Annotated in this window: 21 protein-coding genes; all 21 read left to right on the forward strand. The window is 66.2% G+C overall.

Translation table 11 applies throughout. The features are described 5' to 3' along the window. Position 1: 1 nt before the first annotated feature. The 21 genes from AB0G28_RS08925 (at position 2) to AB0G28_RS09025 (ending at position 13,556) form a co-directional block, all read left to right on the forward strand. Positions 2-1,447 carry a hypothetical protein gene (locus AB0G28_RS08925; protein ID WP_361084996.1) on the forward strand — a complete coding sequence of 482 codons (1,446 nt, stop codon included), beginning with the start codon at positions 2-4 and terminating at the stop codon, positions 1,445-1,447. Between the two features lie 4 nt (positions 1,448-1,451). Then, positions 1,452-2,300 carry a hypothetical protein gene (locus AB0G28_RS08930; RefSeq protein ID WP_361084999.1) on the forward strand — a complete coding sequence of 283 codons (849 nt, stop codon included), beginning with the start codon at positions 1,452-1,454 and terminating at the stop codon, positions 2,298-2,300. Beyond that, entirely contained in the window at positions 2,297-2,626 is a 330-nt protein-coding gene (locus AB0G28_RS08935; RefSeq protein ID WP_361085001.1) for a hypothetical protein, read from the forward strand. The genes AB0G28_RS08930 and AB0G28_RS08935 overlap by 4 nt, the downstream gene beginning before the upstream one ends. Before the next feature lie 115 nt (positions 2,627-2,741). After that, on the forward strand, positions 2,742-3,107 hold the full coding sequence (locus tag AB0G28_RS08940) for an endonuclease VII domain-containing protein (RefSeq protein ID WP_361085004.1): 366 nt from the start codon (positions 2,742-2,744) through the stop codon (positions 3,105-3,107). Positions 3,108-3,141: 34 nt separating this feature from the next. After that, complete coding sequence (locus tag AB0G28_RS08945) at positions 3,142-3,528, forward strand: hypothetical protein (protein WP_361085007.1); 387 nt, start codon at positions 3,142-3,144, stop codon at positions 3,526-3,528. Beyond that, positions 3,525-3,857, forward strand: a complete 333-nt coding sequence (locus AB0G28_RS08950) for a hypothetical protein (protein ID WP_361085010.1) — start codon at positions 3,525-3,527, stop codon at positions 3,855-3,857. The genes AB0G28_RS08945 and AB0G28_RS08950 overlap by 4 nt, the downstream gene beginning before the upstream one ends. After that, positions 3,854-4,060 carry a hypothetical protein gene (locus tag AB0G28_RS08955; RefSeq protein ID WP_361085012.1) on the forward strand — a complete coding sequence of 69 codons (207 nt, stop codon included), beginning with the start codon at positions 3,854-3,856 and terminating at the stop codon, positions 4,058-4,060. The genes AB0G28_RS08950 and AB0G28_RS08955 overlap by 4 nt, the downstream gene beginning before the upstream one ends. Before the next feature lie 12 nt (positions 4,061-4,072). Continuing rightward, complete coding sequence (locus tag AB0G28_RS08960) at positions 4,073-4,414, forward strand: hypothetical protein (RefSeq protein WP_361085015.1); 342 nt, start codon at positions 4,073-4,075, stop codon at positions 4,412-4,414. Positions 4,415-4,469: 55 nt separating this feature from the next. Beyond that, on the forward strand, positions 4,470-5,756 hold the full coding sequence (locus tag AB0G28_RS08965; RefSeq protein WP_361085018.1) for a hypothetical protein: 1,287 nt from the start codon (positions 4,470-4,472) through the stop codon (positions 5,754-5,756). A gap of 4 nt (positions 5,757-5,760) precedes the next feature. Continuing rightward, complete coding sequence (locus AB0G28_RS08970) at positions 5,761-7,152, forward strand: phage portal protein (RefSeq protein ID WP_361085021.1); 1,392 nt, start codon at positions 5,761-5,763, stop codon at positions 7,150-7,152. Beyond that, on the forward strand, positions 7,152-7,949 hold the full coding sequence (locus AB0G28_RS08975) for a hypothetical protein (RefSeq protein WP_361085024.1): 798 nt from the start codon (positions 7,152-7,154) through the stop codon (positions 7,947-7,949). The genes AB0G28_RS08970 and AB0G28_RS08975 overlap by 1 nt, the downstream gene beginning before the upstream one ends. Positions 7,950-8,014: 65 nt before the next feature. Then, positions 8,015-8,578, forward strand: coding sequence for a hypothetical protein (locus AB0G28_RS08980; protein ID WP_361085027.1), 564 nt, complete (start codon positions 8,015-8,017; stop codon positions 8,576-8,578). 67 nt (positions 8,579-8,645) lie between these two features. After that, complete coding sequence (locus AB0G28_RS08985; RefSeq protein ID WP_361085030.1) at positions 8,646-9,869, forward strand: P22 phage major capsid protein family protein; 1,224 nt, start codon at positions 8,646-8,648, stop codon at positions 9,867-9,869. A 13-nt stretch (positions 9,870-9,882) separates the two neighbouring features. Further along, positions 9,883-10,356 carry a hypothetical protein gene (locus AB0G28_RS08990; protein ID WP_361085033.1) on the forward strand — a complete coding sequence of 158 codons (474 nt, stop codon included), beginning with the start codon at positions 9,883-9,885 and terminating at the stop codon, positions 10,354-10,356. After that, positions 10,347-10,670: a hypothetical protein gene (locus AB0G28_RS08995; protein ID WP_361085036.1), complete on the forward strand. Its 324-nt coding sequence runs from the start codon at positions 10,347-10,349 to the stop codon at positions 10,668-10,670. Before AB0G28_RS08990 ends, AB0G28_RS08995 begins: the two co-directional genes overlap by 10 nt. Positions 10,671-10,673: 3 nt before the next feature. Next, the gene (locus AB0G28_RS09000) at positions 10,674-11,006 is read left to right on the forward strand and encodes an HK97 gp10 family phage protein (RefSeq protein WP_361085039.1); all 333 of its coding nucleotides are present in this window, start codon (positions 10,674-10,676) and stop codon (positions 11,004-11,006) included. Positions 11,007-11,010: 4 nt separating this feature from the next. Beyond that, a complete protein-coding gene (locus tag AB0G28_RS09005; protein ID WP_361085042.1) occupies positions 11,011-11,388 on the forward strand; it encodes a hypothetical protein in 378 nt (125 codons plus the stop codon). Between the two features lie 60 nt (positions 11,389-11,448). Then, positions 11,449-12,387: a hypothetical protein gene (locus AB0G28_RS09010; protein ID WP_361085045.1), complete on the forward strand. Its 939-nt coding sequence runs from the start codon at positions 11,449-11,451 to the stop codon at positions 12,385-12,387. Between the two features lie 76 nt (positions 12,388-12,463). Further along, positions 12,464-12,676, forward strand: a complete 213-nt coding sequence (locus AB0G28_RS09015; RefSeq protein ID WP_361085048.1) for a hypothetical protein — start codon at positions 12,464-12,466, stop codon at positions 12,674-12,676. Positions 12,677-12,705: 29 nt separating this feature from the next. Beyond that, positions 12,706-13,110 carry a hypothetical protein gene (locus tag AB0G28_RS09020; protein WP_361085051.1) on the forward strand — a complete coding sequence of 135 codons (405 nt, stop codon included), beginning with the start codon at positions 12,706-12,708 and terminating at the stop codon, positions 13,108-13,110. A gap of 149 nt (positions 13,111-13,259) precedes the next feature. Continuing rightward, positions 13,260-13,556 carry a hypothetical protein gene (locus AB0G28_RS09025; RefSeq protein ID WP_361085054.1) on the forward strand — a complete coding sequence of 99 codons (297 nt, stop codon included), beginning with the start codon at positions 13,260-13,262 and terminating at the stop codon, positions 13,554-13,556. The last annotated feature ends 2 nt before the right edge of the window (positions 13,557-13,558 follow it).

The following is a 13,558-nucleotide window of genomic DNA, read 5'->3' on the forward strand; positions in this document are numbered from 1 at the left end:
CATGGCCACCACCGTAAACCTTCGCCCCCTGCTCCACCGCAAGCAGTGGGAGATGTGCTGCACGCTGTCAGCGGGGCAACTCGATGCACTCGGCGCCGCATCAACCCAGTTCGACCAGCTCCAGGTTTACGTCAACGGAACCAGCAGCGTCTTTCTGTACGACCCGCGCCAGGACGCGGTCTCTGCCCTGCCGGCCTCCCCACTGACGAGTTGGACCACCTGGGCGTGCGCCGTCGTCTACCACCCCGGCGGGCCCACTGGCACTGCCAGCGCGGGAACCAGCACCACCGTGACGACGACGGCGAACCTCGCGCAAAGCCTTGCCGGATACACGATACGCATCACCGCCGGAACCGGCGCGGGTCAGGAACGCACCATCCTGCGCAACACCTACGGCGCGAACTCCGTCGTCACCGTTACGTCGGCGTGGAGCGTCACCCCCGACAACACGAGCGTCTACCTGATCCTCTCAGGACGCTGGTGGTGCCTCAACAGCTCCGGCACCGCCGGAATGCGCTACTACGACCTGGCGACCAACACGTGGTCGGGCGCCCTCTCCGTCACTGGCATGGGCGCAACCAACAACCTGCTCTTCTGCGCCACCCCGGCGCTGGGAAACGCGGTTGTCACCAGCACCGCGACCGCCGCGACCTCCACCACGCTCACGGACTCCACCCGAAACTGGTCGGCTTCGCAGTTCGTGAACTCCCAGGTTCGCATCACCGGAGGGGCAGGCGCGGGACAGGTCCGCACGATCACCGCGAACACCGCCACCGCGCTCACCGTCGCCGCGTGGACGACCACGCCGGATGCCACCAGCACCTACGTCATCGAGCCCAACGACGACTTTCTCTACGCCGCGGGGAACAACGCGGTTGCGCTCTACCGCTACAGCATCTCCGGAAACACGTGGTCTACGCTCTCACCCGCGGTCGCGCGAACAACGACCGCGGGTTCTGGCGGCTGTCTGTCATTCGTCGGCGTCACCTCCGACACCGGCTCCGGATCGTGGGCGGACGAGACGAACATCAAGAACTGTCGATACATCTACAGCTTCGCCGGTGCCGGTTCGGCGAACCTTGCAATCTACGACATTGCAGCAAATTCGTGGAACAACATTCAAACCGCTTATGGGCGTGGCGGTGGCACGGCAACCAATATCCAAAGCTTCTCGCCGAGTAACGGCTGGTCCTCCGTCATCGAACGTGAGTACATCTATTTCAGTCAGCCGATTTCGACAGGTGCACCGTACACGCTTTTCCGGTTCAATTGCGTCACCAATGTGATGGAAGCATTCACCTCGACGAACTTGGGTTCATCGTCGATCAACAACAACTCCGGGAAGCTCTGCATCGCAAGCTACACCGACGGCACCACAACCATCCGATGGCTCTATCAGCTGACCTACGGTTTGCCGACAACCATGTTCCGAATGCTGATCATTTAGTCCGATGACGCTCACCCTGCTCCTCGCGTCGGCCCAGCAGGTCGACGCCGATGCTTCCTGGCATGCCGCCGGTACATTCCCCGCGGAGGCCGTCAGGACCGCGCCCGGCGCGCTCAATCTCGTGGGAACCGGTGCCACGTCGGCGACAGCCCTTCCGGTACGGGCGGCGTCAGCCACCTTCGCCGGAGCCGGCACGGTCAGCACTTCCGCGAAGCTCACGGCCCCGGCGTCGGCCGCTTTCACCGCCACCGCGTCGCTGACCTCTGCCAGTGGCCGGGAAGGGTTCCTCAACTGCCAGCTCGCCGCCACCGCCTCATTCGGCACCACCGGCACCATCGCGGCTCGCGCCGTGCTGGACCTCACGGCGGATGCCTCGGTTACCGCAACCGCTCTCGCGATCCACCACGCCGCCGGCGACCTCACCGGCTCGGGTGTGGTCACAGCCAACCTGGGCCGCGCAACGATTGCCTCCGGCGACTTCTCCGCAACCGCGGTGTTCGGATCGTCGCCCACGGCCATCCGCTTCCCGGTCATCGGCCTCGCCGGGATGTCCGTACTCGGCGCTCAGGCGTTTCGGCAGACGACGACGGCGGCGGACCTCGACGCCGAGGCCACCCTTCATACGCCCGCGACCGCTACCTACTTCGTCGCGGCGACCTTCACCGCCGAGGGCACCTGGGAGTCCATCGCAGTCCGCGTCGTCCTCGCCGATCTCGACCTCACCGCCACGAGCAGCTGGCACGCGAGCGGGCGCGCAGTCACCACCGCAACGATGGTGGCCGGCTCTGTTGCCGCGCAATGGATCGCCGGAATCAACCGCCGCAACTGGAACCTCGGGAGCGTGAGGCGATGACGGACGTTGCCGTGTCGCGCCTGTCCCTGGAGGACCTGGCCCTCCCCGTTACAGCCTTCCACTCCGGTGAGGCACTGGATCCGTCCCAGTGGCCGGTGGAGGTTGCCATCACACCCACCGGCACCGACCCGGCGGACGAGGACTGGCACGCCGCGGACTGGGAAGTGCTCGGTACCGCCCGCCGCGCCGTCCGCGTCATCTTCACCGTCGGCCCCGGCTCGCCGGCGGGTCAGCGCGACGCCGGGACCTACCAGGTGTGGATCCGCATCACCGCCGAAGAGCTGACTCCGGTTCTCCGCGCGGAGAACCACGTGATCGTGTACTAGCAGCGGCAATCGCTGCTCGACGAAAGGCACCGCAATGGGCCAACGAGGTGACAGCAAGCTCTGTCCTCGATGTGAGACCGATAAGCCAACAACGGAGTTCTACCGTTCCACGCGCATGGCCAGCGGATTGCAGAGTTACTGCAAGCCGTGCGTTCTTGCGTACGAACGCGAGAAGTACGGCGGTTCCTGCCGGAAGCCCGGCGCGCGCAGCCGCTACTACCGCCAAACGTATGGGTTGACCCTGGAACAGCTCGACGAGCTTGCCGAGCGCCAGGGGCGGCGGTGTGCGATCTGCTCCAAGGAGAGCCAGCTGGTGGTTGACCACGACCACGACACGGGTGAGATCCGCGGCCTGCTCTGCCCTCAGTGCAATCGGTGCCTTGGCCTGTTCCAGGACAACGTCGGTCTCCTCGTCGCGGCGACGATGTACCTGATGGCCGCCAAGGATGTGCTCGTCGAGGCGGGTGGTCTTCGTGGGTAGTCGAGGGCCAATCCCGAAGCGCAGCGAAGAAGTCATGGGCCACCGGTCCAAGGCCGAACTCGCCGACCGCCAGACCGGAGTCGGCAGTCCCGATCCCGTCCCCATCCCCGAGCCCGACGAGTGCTGGCACCCGATCGCCCGGGACTGGTTCGTCAGCCTCGGCGAATCCGGACAGCACGCATTCTTTCAGCCCTCGGACTGGGCTACCGCCCGGTTCGTCGCCGAAGCCATGTCCCGCTGCGTCAGTCGGGAATACATGAGCGCCAACATGTTCGGCCAAATCATGTCCGCGGCTTCGGAGCTGCTCTCCACCGAAGGCGCGCGCCGCCGGCTGCGCATGGAACTCCAGCGACGCGACACCCCTGCCAACAACCTCGGCGTCACCGCCATCAACGACTACAAGAAGCGGATCACCGGATGATCGGGCCCGTTCCCACCATCGGACGTACCGTCCACTACACCCTGACCCAGGCCGATGCGGATGCGATCAACGCTCGTCGGGCAGGCGCGACGAAGCTCAACGCCGCCGGAGTCACCCTGGCCAGCCAGAATCTCGGCGCCTTGATTCACACCGGCAACCGTGCCGAAGAGGGTGACGTCTACCCGATGGTCATCGTGCGCGTCTGGGGTGATCGGCCCGAGTCTGCGGTCAACGGACAGGTTCACCTCGATGGCAACGACCTGCATTGGGTTACCTCCGTCCAATGCGGCTCCGGCCCTCGGTACTGGACCTGGCCGGTCCTGCCGTGAAGTCCTTCCACCTCGTCCGGCACGAGGACGTCACCGGCCTCAGTGGCACCGGTGTGGTCGCCGAAGGCGTCCAGTGGTCCAACGGCCAGGTCACCCTCTGCTGGTTCGGCGAGCACTCCAGCGTCGCCGTCTGGCCGTCCCTGGAAGACGCCATGGCCATCCACGGCCACAACGGCGCCACCGAAGCCAGATTCCTCGAATAGCGCGGAGGTCCCATGACCGCGCTCGCAGAGCCCGTCTACGTCCCGGTCACTCTAGGTCCGAGCTGGAAACGCGACGAGGATGGCAAGTTCATCCTCCCGCAGCTCACGCTGGGATGGCAGGTTCTCGGCTGGACCGCAGACTGGCTCCAGCACGGCGACGGCCGACCCTGGCGCTACACCGACGAACAAGCCCGATTGACGCTCTGGTGGTACGCGATCGACGACACCGGTCGATTCTTGTACCGCGAGGGGGTGGTGCAGCGCCTCAAAGGATGGGGCAAGGACAGATCCCCTCATCTCGACCTGGTGTGCCGTAGAATTCGTCGGACCGTGCCGCTTCTCCCATTTCGATGACAACGGTGAACCGGTCGCGAAACCGCATCCTGAGGCGTGGGTCCAAGTAGCTGCGGTGTCAAAAGACCAAACCAGGAATACCTTTACGCTCTTTCCGCAAATCTTCACCAAACGCGCGCTCAAGCATTACAGCATCGACCTCGGCAAGGAGATCATCTATGCCGATCACGGCCGCGCGCGAATTGAAGCCGTGACGTCCTCGCCGCGGGCTCTCGAAGGGGGCCGGCCGACCTTCGTCGTGAAGAACGAGACCCACCATTGGTTGGCGAACAACGAAGGCCATGAGATGGCGAGTGTCATCGACCGCAACGCCACCAAGTCGGCCGACGGCTCGGCCCGCATCGTCGGGATCACCAACGCCTATGAGCCCGCCGAGGATTCCACGGCTCAGCAAACCCGGGAAGCCTGGGAAGAGGCCAGCGCGCTCGGCATCGATGCCGGCATCATGTATGACTCACTCGAAGCGCCTCCGGAGGCGCCGCTGAACGCCGAGGCGGCGCCTGCGGTCATCGAGGCGGTCCGCGGCGATGCGTACTGGCTCGACACCGGACGGATCGTTGCGGCGATTATGGACCGCCGCAATCCGCCCAGCCGCTCCCGAAGGTTCTGGTACAACCAGGTTGTCGCCAGCGAGGACTCTTGGATCGACCCGCGCGACTTCGACCTCTGCCTAGCAGGCAACGATGTTCCACCCCTCGGTCCCAAGGACGAGGTCGTTCTGTTCGCCGACATGTCCAAAAGCGACGATGCGACCGGGGTCGTTGCCTGCCGGCTCTCCGACGGGCTGGTGTCTGTCCTAGGGATGTGGCAACGCCCGCCCGGCCTACGCGGCGCCGGCTGGATCACCCCCCGCCACGCCGTGGATGCGGTCGTGGAGTCGGCGTTCAGCACCTACCGGGTTGTCGCGTTCTGGGGCGATCCGAGCCACGTCTTGGATGACGAAACCCAGGAACGCTACTGGGACGGTCTTTTTGACGACTGGCACCGTCGCTTCGCCCACAAACTTCAGCTTTGGGCCGAAGGCGGCGCCCACCGCGGGCACTCGATCATGTGGGATATGACCAGCCCCGCCAGGACTGCTCAGTTCACCGCCGCCGCGGAGCGGTGCGCCCTCGAAATCGGCGAACACACCCTGCTCCACGACGGAGACGGCCGGCTCCGCGCCCACGCCCGCAACGCCAAGCGCTACCCCAACAAGTACGGGGTCTCGTTGTGGAAGGGACACCGGGAATCCAAGCGGAAGATCGACCTCGCCGTCTGCATGGTCGGGGCCCGGATGCTGCGCAGGCTCGTCCTGAACAACCCCGACAAGAAGAGACTCCGAAGCGGGAAGGTCTGGTAGTCAGATGATGCAGCGCCAGGCCGTTGTCGAGCTGGTCCGGGACAGCCTGTACCCGAAGTGGCAGACCGAAAAGGACCGCCTCGACCGCATCGACGCCTGGTACCGCTGGAAGGCCGAGGACATCAAGCTTCCGCGCCGCGCCACACCGGAGCTGAAGCGGCTCGCAGAAATGTCGAAAGTTCCCTGGCTGGGACTGGTCGTGTCCAGCGCGAGTCAGTGCATGTACGTGGATGGCTACCGCTCACCCCTGGATGGCGAGGCACTGGATACCGAGATGTCCCCGCCATGGCGGACCTGGCACGCCAACGGTATGGGGCAACGCCAAATTCCCGTCCATCGTGCGGCGCTGGCCTATGGCTACAGCTTCGTCAAGGTGCTCCCCGGTACCGACCACGAAGGGAAGCGGTCCGTTCTGCGCGGGGTTTCCCCACGGCGGGCGTTCGCGGTCTACGCCGATCCCGCCGAAGACGACTGGCCGATGTACGCGATCCAGGTGGAGAAGGCCCCCAAGGGCGGGGCCCTGGTGAAGTTCTACGACGAAACCGACGTCCACTACGTCTCCATCGATGGGGTCGGGGCGAAGCCCGAGTGGATCAGCGTCGAAACCCACGACGCCGGCGTCTGCCCGTGGGTGCGCTACGCCAACATGCTCGACCTCGACGGCCGCTGCGACGGCGAAGTGGAGCCGCTGATCTCCGCGGCCTCCCGGATCAACAAGACCGCGTTCGACCGGCTGATCACCCAGCACTTCTCCTCCTGGAAGATCCGCACGGTCGCGGGCATGGCCCAGCCCGACGACGAAGAGGCCGCCAACCGCAAGAAGCTCGAACTACGCCAGGAAGATCTCCTGGTTGCCGAGGACCCCGACACGAAATTCGGCGTCCTCGACGAAACTCCACTGAACGGGTTCATCGACAGTTGGCGCGCCGACATCGAGGCGCTCGCCGCGGTCAGCCAGACCCCCACGCACGCCCTGACCGGCCAGCTGGTCAACCTGAGCGCGGAAGCCCTGGCCGCCGCTCGTGCATCCCTGACACAGAAGGTCACCGAACGCCAGAAGTCCTTCGGCCGCAGCCACGTCCAGGCGTTGCGGCTCGCCGCCCAGCTCGAAGGCCACCAGGACTACGCCGACGACGTCTTCGGCCGGGTCACCTGGCAGGACATGGAGATCCGCTCCATCGCCCAAGCCGTCGATGCCCTCGGCAAGGCCGCGCAGATGCTCAACATCCCCCCGAAGGCCCTCTGGGGCCGCATCCCCGGCGTGGAGAAGAGCGACGTGGACGAGTGGGAGCAGATGGCCAAGGAGGCAGACCCGGTCGCCGCGATGGCCGCGAACCTCATGGCCAAGGCCAAGCCCGTCGACGCCCCGCCGCCCACGGTTCCGGCGAAGCTGTAGTGGCTGCCACCCTCGCCGGGGCGCAGCTCACCGAGGCGCACCGGACCCACCAGCTTGCCATGCAGGCGCTGTTCCTGGATGAGCTTCTTCGGTACTGGCCTCTGCTCGACCCGCTGCGCCTGGACCGCACCGCGGCCGGGTGGGTCGACGCCGTCCTCGCGCTCATCGCCGGCTACCGCACCCAGTCGGCCGTGATCTCCCTGGACTACTACCAGCGGTTCCGCGCCGCCGAGATCGGCCCCCGCACCCTTGATCAGCCGGCGATCCTCCGCAGCATCCCCGCCAACGAAGACACCATCCGGGCATCCCTCATCGCCACCGGCCCCGCGAAGATCAAGCACGACACCCGCATCGGCCGCACACCCGAGCAAGCCCAGCAAGCCGCCGTCACGGCTGTCACCGGCGCCGCAACACGGCACGTCCAGAACGGCGGCCGGGACGCCCTCATCGCCGCCGGGGACACCGAGAACCGCCACATCAAGTGGTTCCGGGTCACCGCAGCCAACCCGTGCGCGTTCTGCGCGATGCTCGCCAGCCGCGGACCGGTCTACCTCTCCCGCGCCTCCGCGCTCTACGCCACCGCCGGCGCCCCCAGCCGCCAGCCCGGCGAGAAGTACCACGACAACTGCCACTGCACCGTTGAACCGCAGCTGTCCCGCACCGCCGAATGGCCCGGCCGCGGGCGTGAATTCCAGCGCCTCTGGAAGACGATCCAGAACGAACCCGACGCGCTGAACGCGTTCCGCCGCGCTTACGAGGGAAGCCGGCGAACCGGCATCCCTCTGCAAACCAGCTGACCCCCTAACCGACGAGCCGCCGTCCGCAATGGACGCGCGGCTATCCCGCAATGGGAAGGAAACCCATGGCCGACGACGGCAAGCCCGACGACAAGCCCGACGTGGAGCCGGACGACAAGCCCGACACCAAGCCGGAGGAGACGCCGGACGAAGACCTGGGCGACGCCGACAAGCTCGGCGACCCCGGCAAGAAGGCACTTGAGGCCATGAAGCGCGAGCGCAACGCCGCGCGCAAGGAAATGAACGACCTCAAGGCCCGCCTGAAGGAGTTCGAGGACAAGGACAAGACCGAAACTCAGCGACTCCAGGAAACCGCCGAGGAGGCCAAGTCTCGTGCCGCAAAGGCCGAGACGAACGCCCGGAAGCTCCAAACCGCCATCGAACGCGCACCCGAAGGCGCCTCCCTCGCCCAGATCAAGGCCGTCGCAAAGCGGCTGCACGGCGAGTCCGACGAGGAACTGGAAGCCGACGCAGACGAGCTGTTCTCCCTGCTCGCACCGTCCACTCAGGACACCAAGAAGACACTGCCGGGGAAGCCGAAGGAAAACCTCTCCGGCGGCGGCGATCCGGGTGAAGAGCCCGAAGAAAAGGACCCGCGGAAGCTCGCGGACCTGATCGGCCGCCACTGAATCTCCACCGCACGGCTAGCCGCGAAGGCCGCTGGCGGTCCTGACGACCTTTCAAAGGAGGTCTCTCGTGGCAAACAACTACCTCAAGGGGACCAAGATCGCCGCCGCGGCGCTCGGTCTCCTGGAGCGTGAAATCATCCTCCCCGCCCTCGTGTGGCGGGACGCGGGCGGTGATTTCGCCGGAGCCGGCGGCGACACCATCTCCATCCGCGTCCCGGCCCGCACCCAGGCGCGGACCCGGCCTCTCCGCGGAGCGCGCCCCACCGCGTCCGAGGGCAACGGCATCATCACCATGGATGAGCTGACCGAACACAAGGTGGACGTCACGCTGGACGAGGCGATCTACAACGCCGTCCCGATCACCGACGAGGAACTCGCCCTCGACATCACCAACTTCGGCCAGCAAATCCTCGCGCCGCAGGTTCGCGCCGTTGCCGAGGGCCTGGAAAACAAGCTCGCCAACGAGATGGTCAGCGCCACCTACGCCACCACTCTCGACGTCGACACCGCCGACCCGTACAAGACCCTGGTGGATGCCCGGGTGGCGCTCAACAAGGCGAACGTCCCCATGGCGGAACGGACCTGCGTCGTGGGCGCGGACCTGGAAGGCGTGTTCCTCAAGTCCGAGCACCTGAGCATGGCCGACAAGTCCGGCTCGGACTCGGCGCTGCGCGACGCCGCCATCGGCCGCGTCGCGGGATTCGGTCCGATCTACGTGTCCAACGCGCTCCCGCCCGATGTGGGGTTCTGCTTCCACAAGACCGCGTATGTGCTTTCCATGAAGGCGCCGATGGTGCCCGATGGCGCCTCCTACGGATCCTCGCAGAGCTATGCGGGACTCGCGATGCGGTGGATTCGCGACTACGACTTTCGGGCGGTCCAGGATCGATCGCTGATTGATCTTTATGCGGGTACCAACCACGTCGCCGACGGCGCCACGAATGAAGTGCAGACCGTGCAGATCACCGGTTCTCCCACTGGTGGCACGTACACGCTGACCTACTCGGGGCAGACCACCTCCGGTATCGCCTACAACGCCTCCGCCACCGCGGTGCAGAGCGCGCTGGCGTCGCTGTCCACCATCGGCAGCGGCAACGTTGCGGTCAGCGGCAGCGCGGGCGGCCCGTACACCGTGACGTTCAAGAACGACCTCTCCGGGATCGACGCCGCGCAGCTGACCGCCAGCGGCTCCGGCCTTACCGGCGGGACCTCGCCGGCCGTCGCGGTCGCTACCCAGACCGGCGGTGACGCGCTGGGTCAGTTCGTCCGGGCCATCAAGTTCACTCTCTAGTAGGGAGAGTTCGATGCTGCTGCCTGCGCTCGCAACGCTGAACGATCTCGAAGCGCGCCTGGGCCTGGAGCCGGGCGAGCTGTTTGGCGCTGAACGCGTCCGGGCGCAGGCAGCTCTGGACGACGCCTCCGCCCTGGTGCGGGAAGAGACGCGCCGGGACTGGGTCGGCATTGGGGGGGAGATCGTTGCCCCGCCATCGCTGATCCGGGTCACTCTCGGCGCGGCCCAACGGACCTTTCGCAACCCCGATGGGGAGATCAGCCAAACCACGGGCCCCTTCTCGCGCACCATCAAATCGGCCGACGTCGGGGTCTACCTGACGCCGGCCGAGGTGGAGATCTGCCGCCGCTACCGGCAGACCTCCAGCGGGTTGTGGACGATGCGGACTACCCGCGGCGAGGACTACGACTCCACTCTCTACATGGATGACCAGTACGGGCTGGAACCGTTCCCCGTCGGCTACGACAAGGATCAGCCGTGGCTGTGAATCCGCAGACCGTCACGGTCTCCCGGTACCGGCTCGACAAGTACGGCGACCGCCATCTCATCGCGAAATTCCATGTCGGGCAGTGCATGTTCGCCCCGCGCGACTCGACCGAAGTGGACAACCGCTCCACCACGGTCAACGCGGATGCTGACCTGTACGCGCCCCACTGGATCGGTGTCGAGCCCCAGGACGTCATCGAGCTGGCCGACGGCACCACATGGGAAGTCACCGGCTTGCCCGCTCGCTGGGACTCCCCATACCCCGGCTCCTGGAATGCCGGCGTCCTTGTCCACCTCAACCGTGCCCGGGGGTGAACCATGGGCAAGTACGTACCAAACCGGGCGGGGTTCACCCGCCTCGCCACCGGACGCAAGGTCCGGCAGCACATGCTGGAAATCGGCGAGTACTGGGCAACCGAACTCCGCGCGTCCGCGCCACACGACACCGGCGCCTACGCCAGCAACATCACCGTGCACGCCATCACCGCCGAAGTGAAAGGCCTGCCGCGAGCTGGGGTTCAGATCACCGCGCGGGTGAGCTACGCCTCCGCACTGGAGCACGGCAACACCCACATCAAGAACCCGCCACGGCCGATGACGAAGCTCCTGGACCGCATCCGCGCCGCGGACCCGAAGCACCAGGTCAGGTGATGTGGTGGAGCTGCTCGGCGCGTTCCCGGACATCGAAGATCTCGCCATGGAACTGCTGGAGCCCGCGGGGCCCACAGTTCTCGCCACACCCGAAGTGATCACACCTCCGCTCATCGTGATCCGCCGCACCGGCGGATTCGATGACGTGATCACCGACACCCCGCGCATCCAGGTCGACGTCTTCGGTTCGACCCGCCGGCAAGCGGCGGACTTGGCTGAGACATGCAGGCAGATCATCCTCGCCTCTCCCGCAACGGGAATCGGGCACGCCAGCATCGACCAAGCCTGGACCGAGACGGCACCGACCTTTGTCGCCTACGACGACCGCAACACCCAGCGGTACGTCGCGACGTACGGCCTGGCACTTCGCCGCGCTCGGTAAATCAGCCAATTCCAGCCCCACTCGGGGCTGTCTCTTTCAGCCCAACCGAAAGGGGCTTTCATGTCTATCGGAACGCTCGCTGCACGTCAGCAGAAGCTGATCCGCAAGGCGCAGGACGCGGCGATTTTCGCTGCTCCCGAGTCCGCCGACCCGATCACCGCCATCACGACCGGCTCCGGCGGCGACCTCATCACCCTGCCGACCGCGTGGCGATCCCTGGGCCACCACACCGAATCGGACGGCATCAACTGGACTCGCGACGTCTCCAGCGACGACGTCCGATCCCACGGCTCCAGTGAGCCGACCCGACGCGACATCTCCTCGGATGTCACCGGCCTGGTTGTTCTGGCCCAGGAGACGAAGCTCCTGTCGCTGGAAATGTTTCACAACGTGGACCTGACGGCGATCACGCCGGATTCGACCACGCACGAGGTTGCGTTCAACCGGTCCCGGGTGCCGTCCACTCGATACTGGCGACTGCTCGCCGTCGCCAGCGACGGCGCGGGCGAGGACACCATTTACTTCGCCCGATTCTGCCCCCGCGCGGCGATTTCCGACTACGCCGAGCAGCCTTGGACTAAGGGCGACGAGCTTCGGTATCCGTTGACTTTCACCGCTTTCGTCGATGACGATCTTGGATACGCCATGCGCGAAATGTGGGGCGGCCCTGGAATCGCCAGCCTGCTGGCTGACATGGGCTTCGCCAACGAGGTCCAGAACGTCACCGTCACCGGCGCCCCGACGGGCGGCACGTTCACGTTGACCTTCGACGGCCAGACCACTGGCACGATCGCCTACAACGCCACGGGTTCCACGGTGCAGACCGCTCTGGAGGCACTGTCGAACATCGCTCCGGGCGACGTGTCCGTAACCGGCTCGGCGGGTGGCCCGTACGCGGTGACCTTCAGCGGCGCCTACGCGGGCGTCAACGTCCCGGCGATGACCGCGAACGGCTCCGGCCTCACCGGCGGCACCAGCCCGAGCGTCACCGTCTCCTGATCTGGTTGGGGCGCCGGCCGGTCTTGGGTGGGAACCCGGCGCCCCAACCCCCTCACCCCCAGCTTGAAGGAGTTCCATGAGCGAGTACCGAGAAACCCTGGTGTCACCCAAGGGGCGCACCGTCACTGTCACCTCTCCCGGCGAATACAACGACCTCATCTACGGCCGCGGTTACCGCCCCGTCGGCGACGCCGATCAGAGCGACAACGACACCGCCGACGAAACCGCCGATGAGACCGAGGCTCCGGACGAGAGCGTCCGCGAAGACGACGCTCCCTCCGACCAGTAAGCCCCCACACCCCACCCAAGGAACGAACAATGCGGAAGCTGAAGGGCTGGGACGCCTACGTCGCAGAATCGGGCAGCCGAAACGACCGGTGCGTCGAGCTGCCCCTGACTGACGATGAGTGCTACATCATCCAGTACCCCACCCGTCGCCAGGGCAAGGCGATTGCCGAAGCCCAACAGTCCGGCGACATGGACGCCCTCCTCGTCGCCCTGCTGGGCAAGGAATGCGGGGAACGCGTCGCGGAATTGTCCGCCGACGCCCCGGGCTACGTCCTGGATGAACTTCTCCTGGATGTCCTGCGTGCCTTCGGTTTCGCACCCGAAGACCCGGATGCCCCACAGGAGCTGGACGCGGGAAAATCGTCCGCGCCGCCAGTGCGACGTACCACCACGCGCAAGCGTGGCAGCTCGCGCGCCAACTCGTCGGCCGCATAGAACTGATCGACCGGTTCGGCCCGGAGATCGAGTACGACCTGTTCGAACGAGGCTGGGACCTGCTCGACGTATTCCGTCGTCGTCGCCCATGGGGGCAGCTGGAGCGGATTCTGGAGCGCCTCCCGCGGCACTCGCTCTACCGCGCCGCCGTGGACGACGACGACGAATACGCCGAACTGGCCGTGCGTCTGCTCGACGAGGAACCTCAGCGGGAAGCCAAGGTTCCGCTCGTCCGCTACGACGAAGTCGTCCTTCGGCTCGACAACGTCTTCGACGTTCTCAACGCCATCAACGAAACCCTCATCGCGGTCAACTCCAAGCGCAAGGCCGCAGTGCAGTTCCCCAACCGCGCACCACGGCCCGAGACCGCCAGCCAGCGACTCAAGGTCCGACGCAAGCGCGAACGCCTCGAAGGACTCGTCCAACACATGACCGGGGGGAGGTAGCC

The sequence above is a fragment of the Amycolatopsis sp. NPDC021455 genome (assembly GCF_040640995.1).
Lineage (GTDB): Bacteria > Actinomycetota > Actinomycetes > Mycobacteriales > Pseudonocardiaceae > Amycolatopsis.

What these genes read in the sequence shown, in the direction of transcription:
- AB0G28_RS08925 (WP_361084996.1), top strand. Translation starts at nt 2, where the DNA reads ATGGCCACCACCGTAAACCTTCGCCCCCTGCTCCACCGCAAGCAGTGG.
- AB0G28_RS08930 (WP_361084999.1), top strand. Translation starts at nt 1,452, where the DNA reads ATGACGCTCACCCTGCTCCTCGCGTCGGCCCAGCAGGTCGACGCCGAT.
- AB0G28_RS08935 (WP_361085001.1), top strand. Translation starts at nt 2,297, where the DNA reads ATGACGGACGTTGCCGTGTCGCGCCTGTCCCTGGAGGACCTGGCCCTC.
- AB0G28_RS08940 (WP_361085004.1), top strand. Translation starts at nt 2,742, where the DNA reads ATGGCCAGCGGATTGCAGAGTTACTGCAAGCCGTGCGTTCTTGCGTAC.
- AB0G28_RS08945 (WP_361085007.1), top strand. Translation starts at nt 3,142, where the DNA reads ATGGGCCACCGGTCCAAGGCCGAACTCGCCGACCGCCAGACCGGAGTC.
- AB0G28_RS08950 (WP_361085010.1), top strand. Translation starts at nt 3,525, where the DNA reads ATGATCGGGCCCGTTCCCACCATCGGACGTACCGTCCACTACACCCTG.
- AB0G28_RS08960 (WP_361085015.1), top strand. Translation starts at nt 4,073, where the DNA reads ATGACCGCGCTCGCAGAGCCCGTCTACGTCCCGGTCACTCTAGGTCCG.
- AB0G28_RS08970 (WP_361085021.1), top strand. Translation starts at nt 5,761, where the DNA reads ATGATGCAGCGCCAGGCCGTTGTCGAGCTGGTCCGGGACAGCCTGTAC.
- AB0G28_RS08980 (WP_361085027.1), top strand. Translation starts at nt 8,015, where the DNA reads ATGGCCGACGACGGCAAGCCCGACGACAAGCCCGACGTGGAGCCGGAC.
- AB0G28_RS08990 (WP_361085033.1), top strand. Translation starts at nt 9,883, where the DNA reads ATGCTGCTGCCTGCGCTCGCAACGCTGAACGATCTCGAAGCGCGCCTG.
- AB0G28_RS09000 (WP_361085039.1), top strand. Translation starts at nt 10,674, where the DNA reads ATGGGCAAGTACGTACCAAACCGGGCGGGGTTCACCCGCCTCGCCACC.
- AB0G28_RS09010 (WP_361085045.1), top strand. Translation starts at nt 11,449, where the DNA reads ATGTCTATCGGAACGCTCGCTGCACGTCAGCAGAAGCTGATCCGCAAG.
- AB0G28_RS09015 (WP_361085048.1), top strand. Translation starts at nt 12,464, where the DNA reads ATGAGCGAGTACCGAGAAACCCTGGTGTCACCCAAGGGGCGCACCGTC.
- AB0G28_RS09020 (WP_361085051.1), top strand. Translation starts at nt 12,706, where the DNA reads ATGCGGAAGCTGAAGGGCTGGGACGCCTACGTCGCAGAATCGGGCAGC.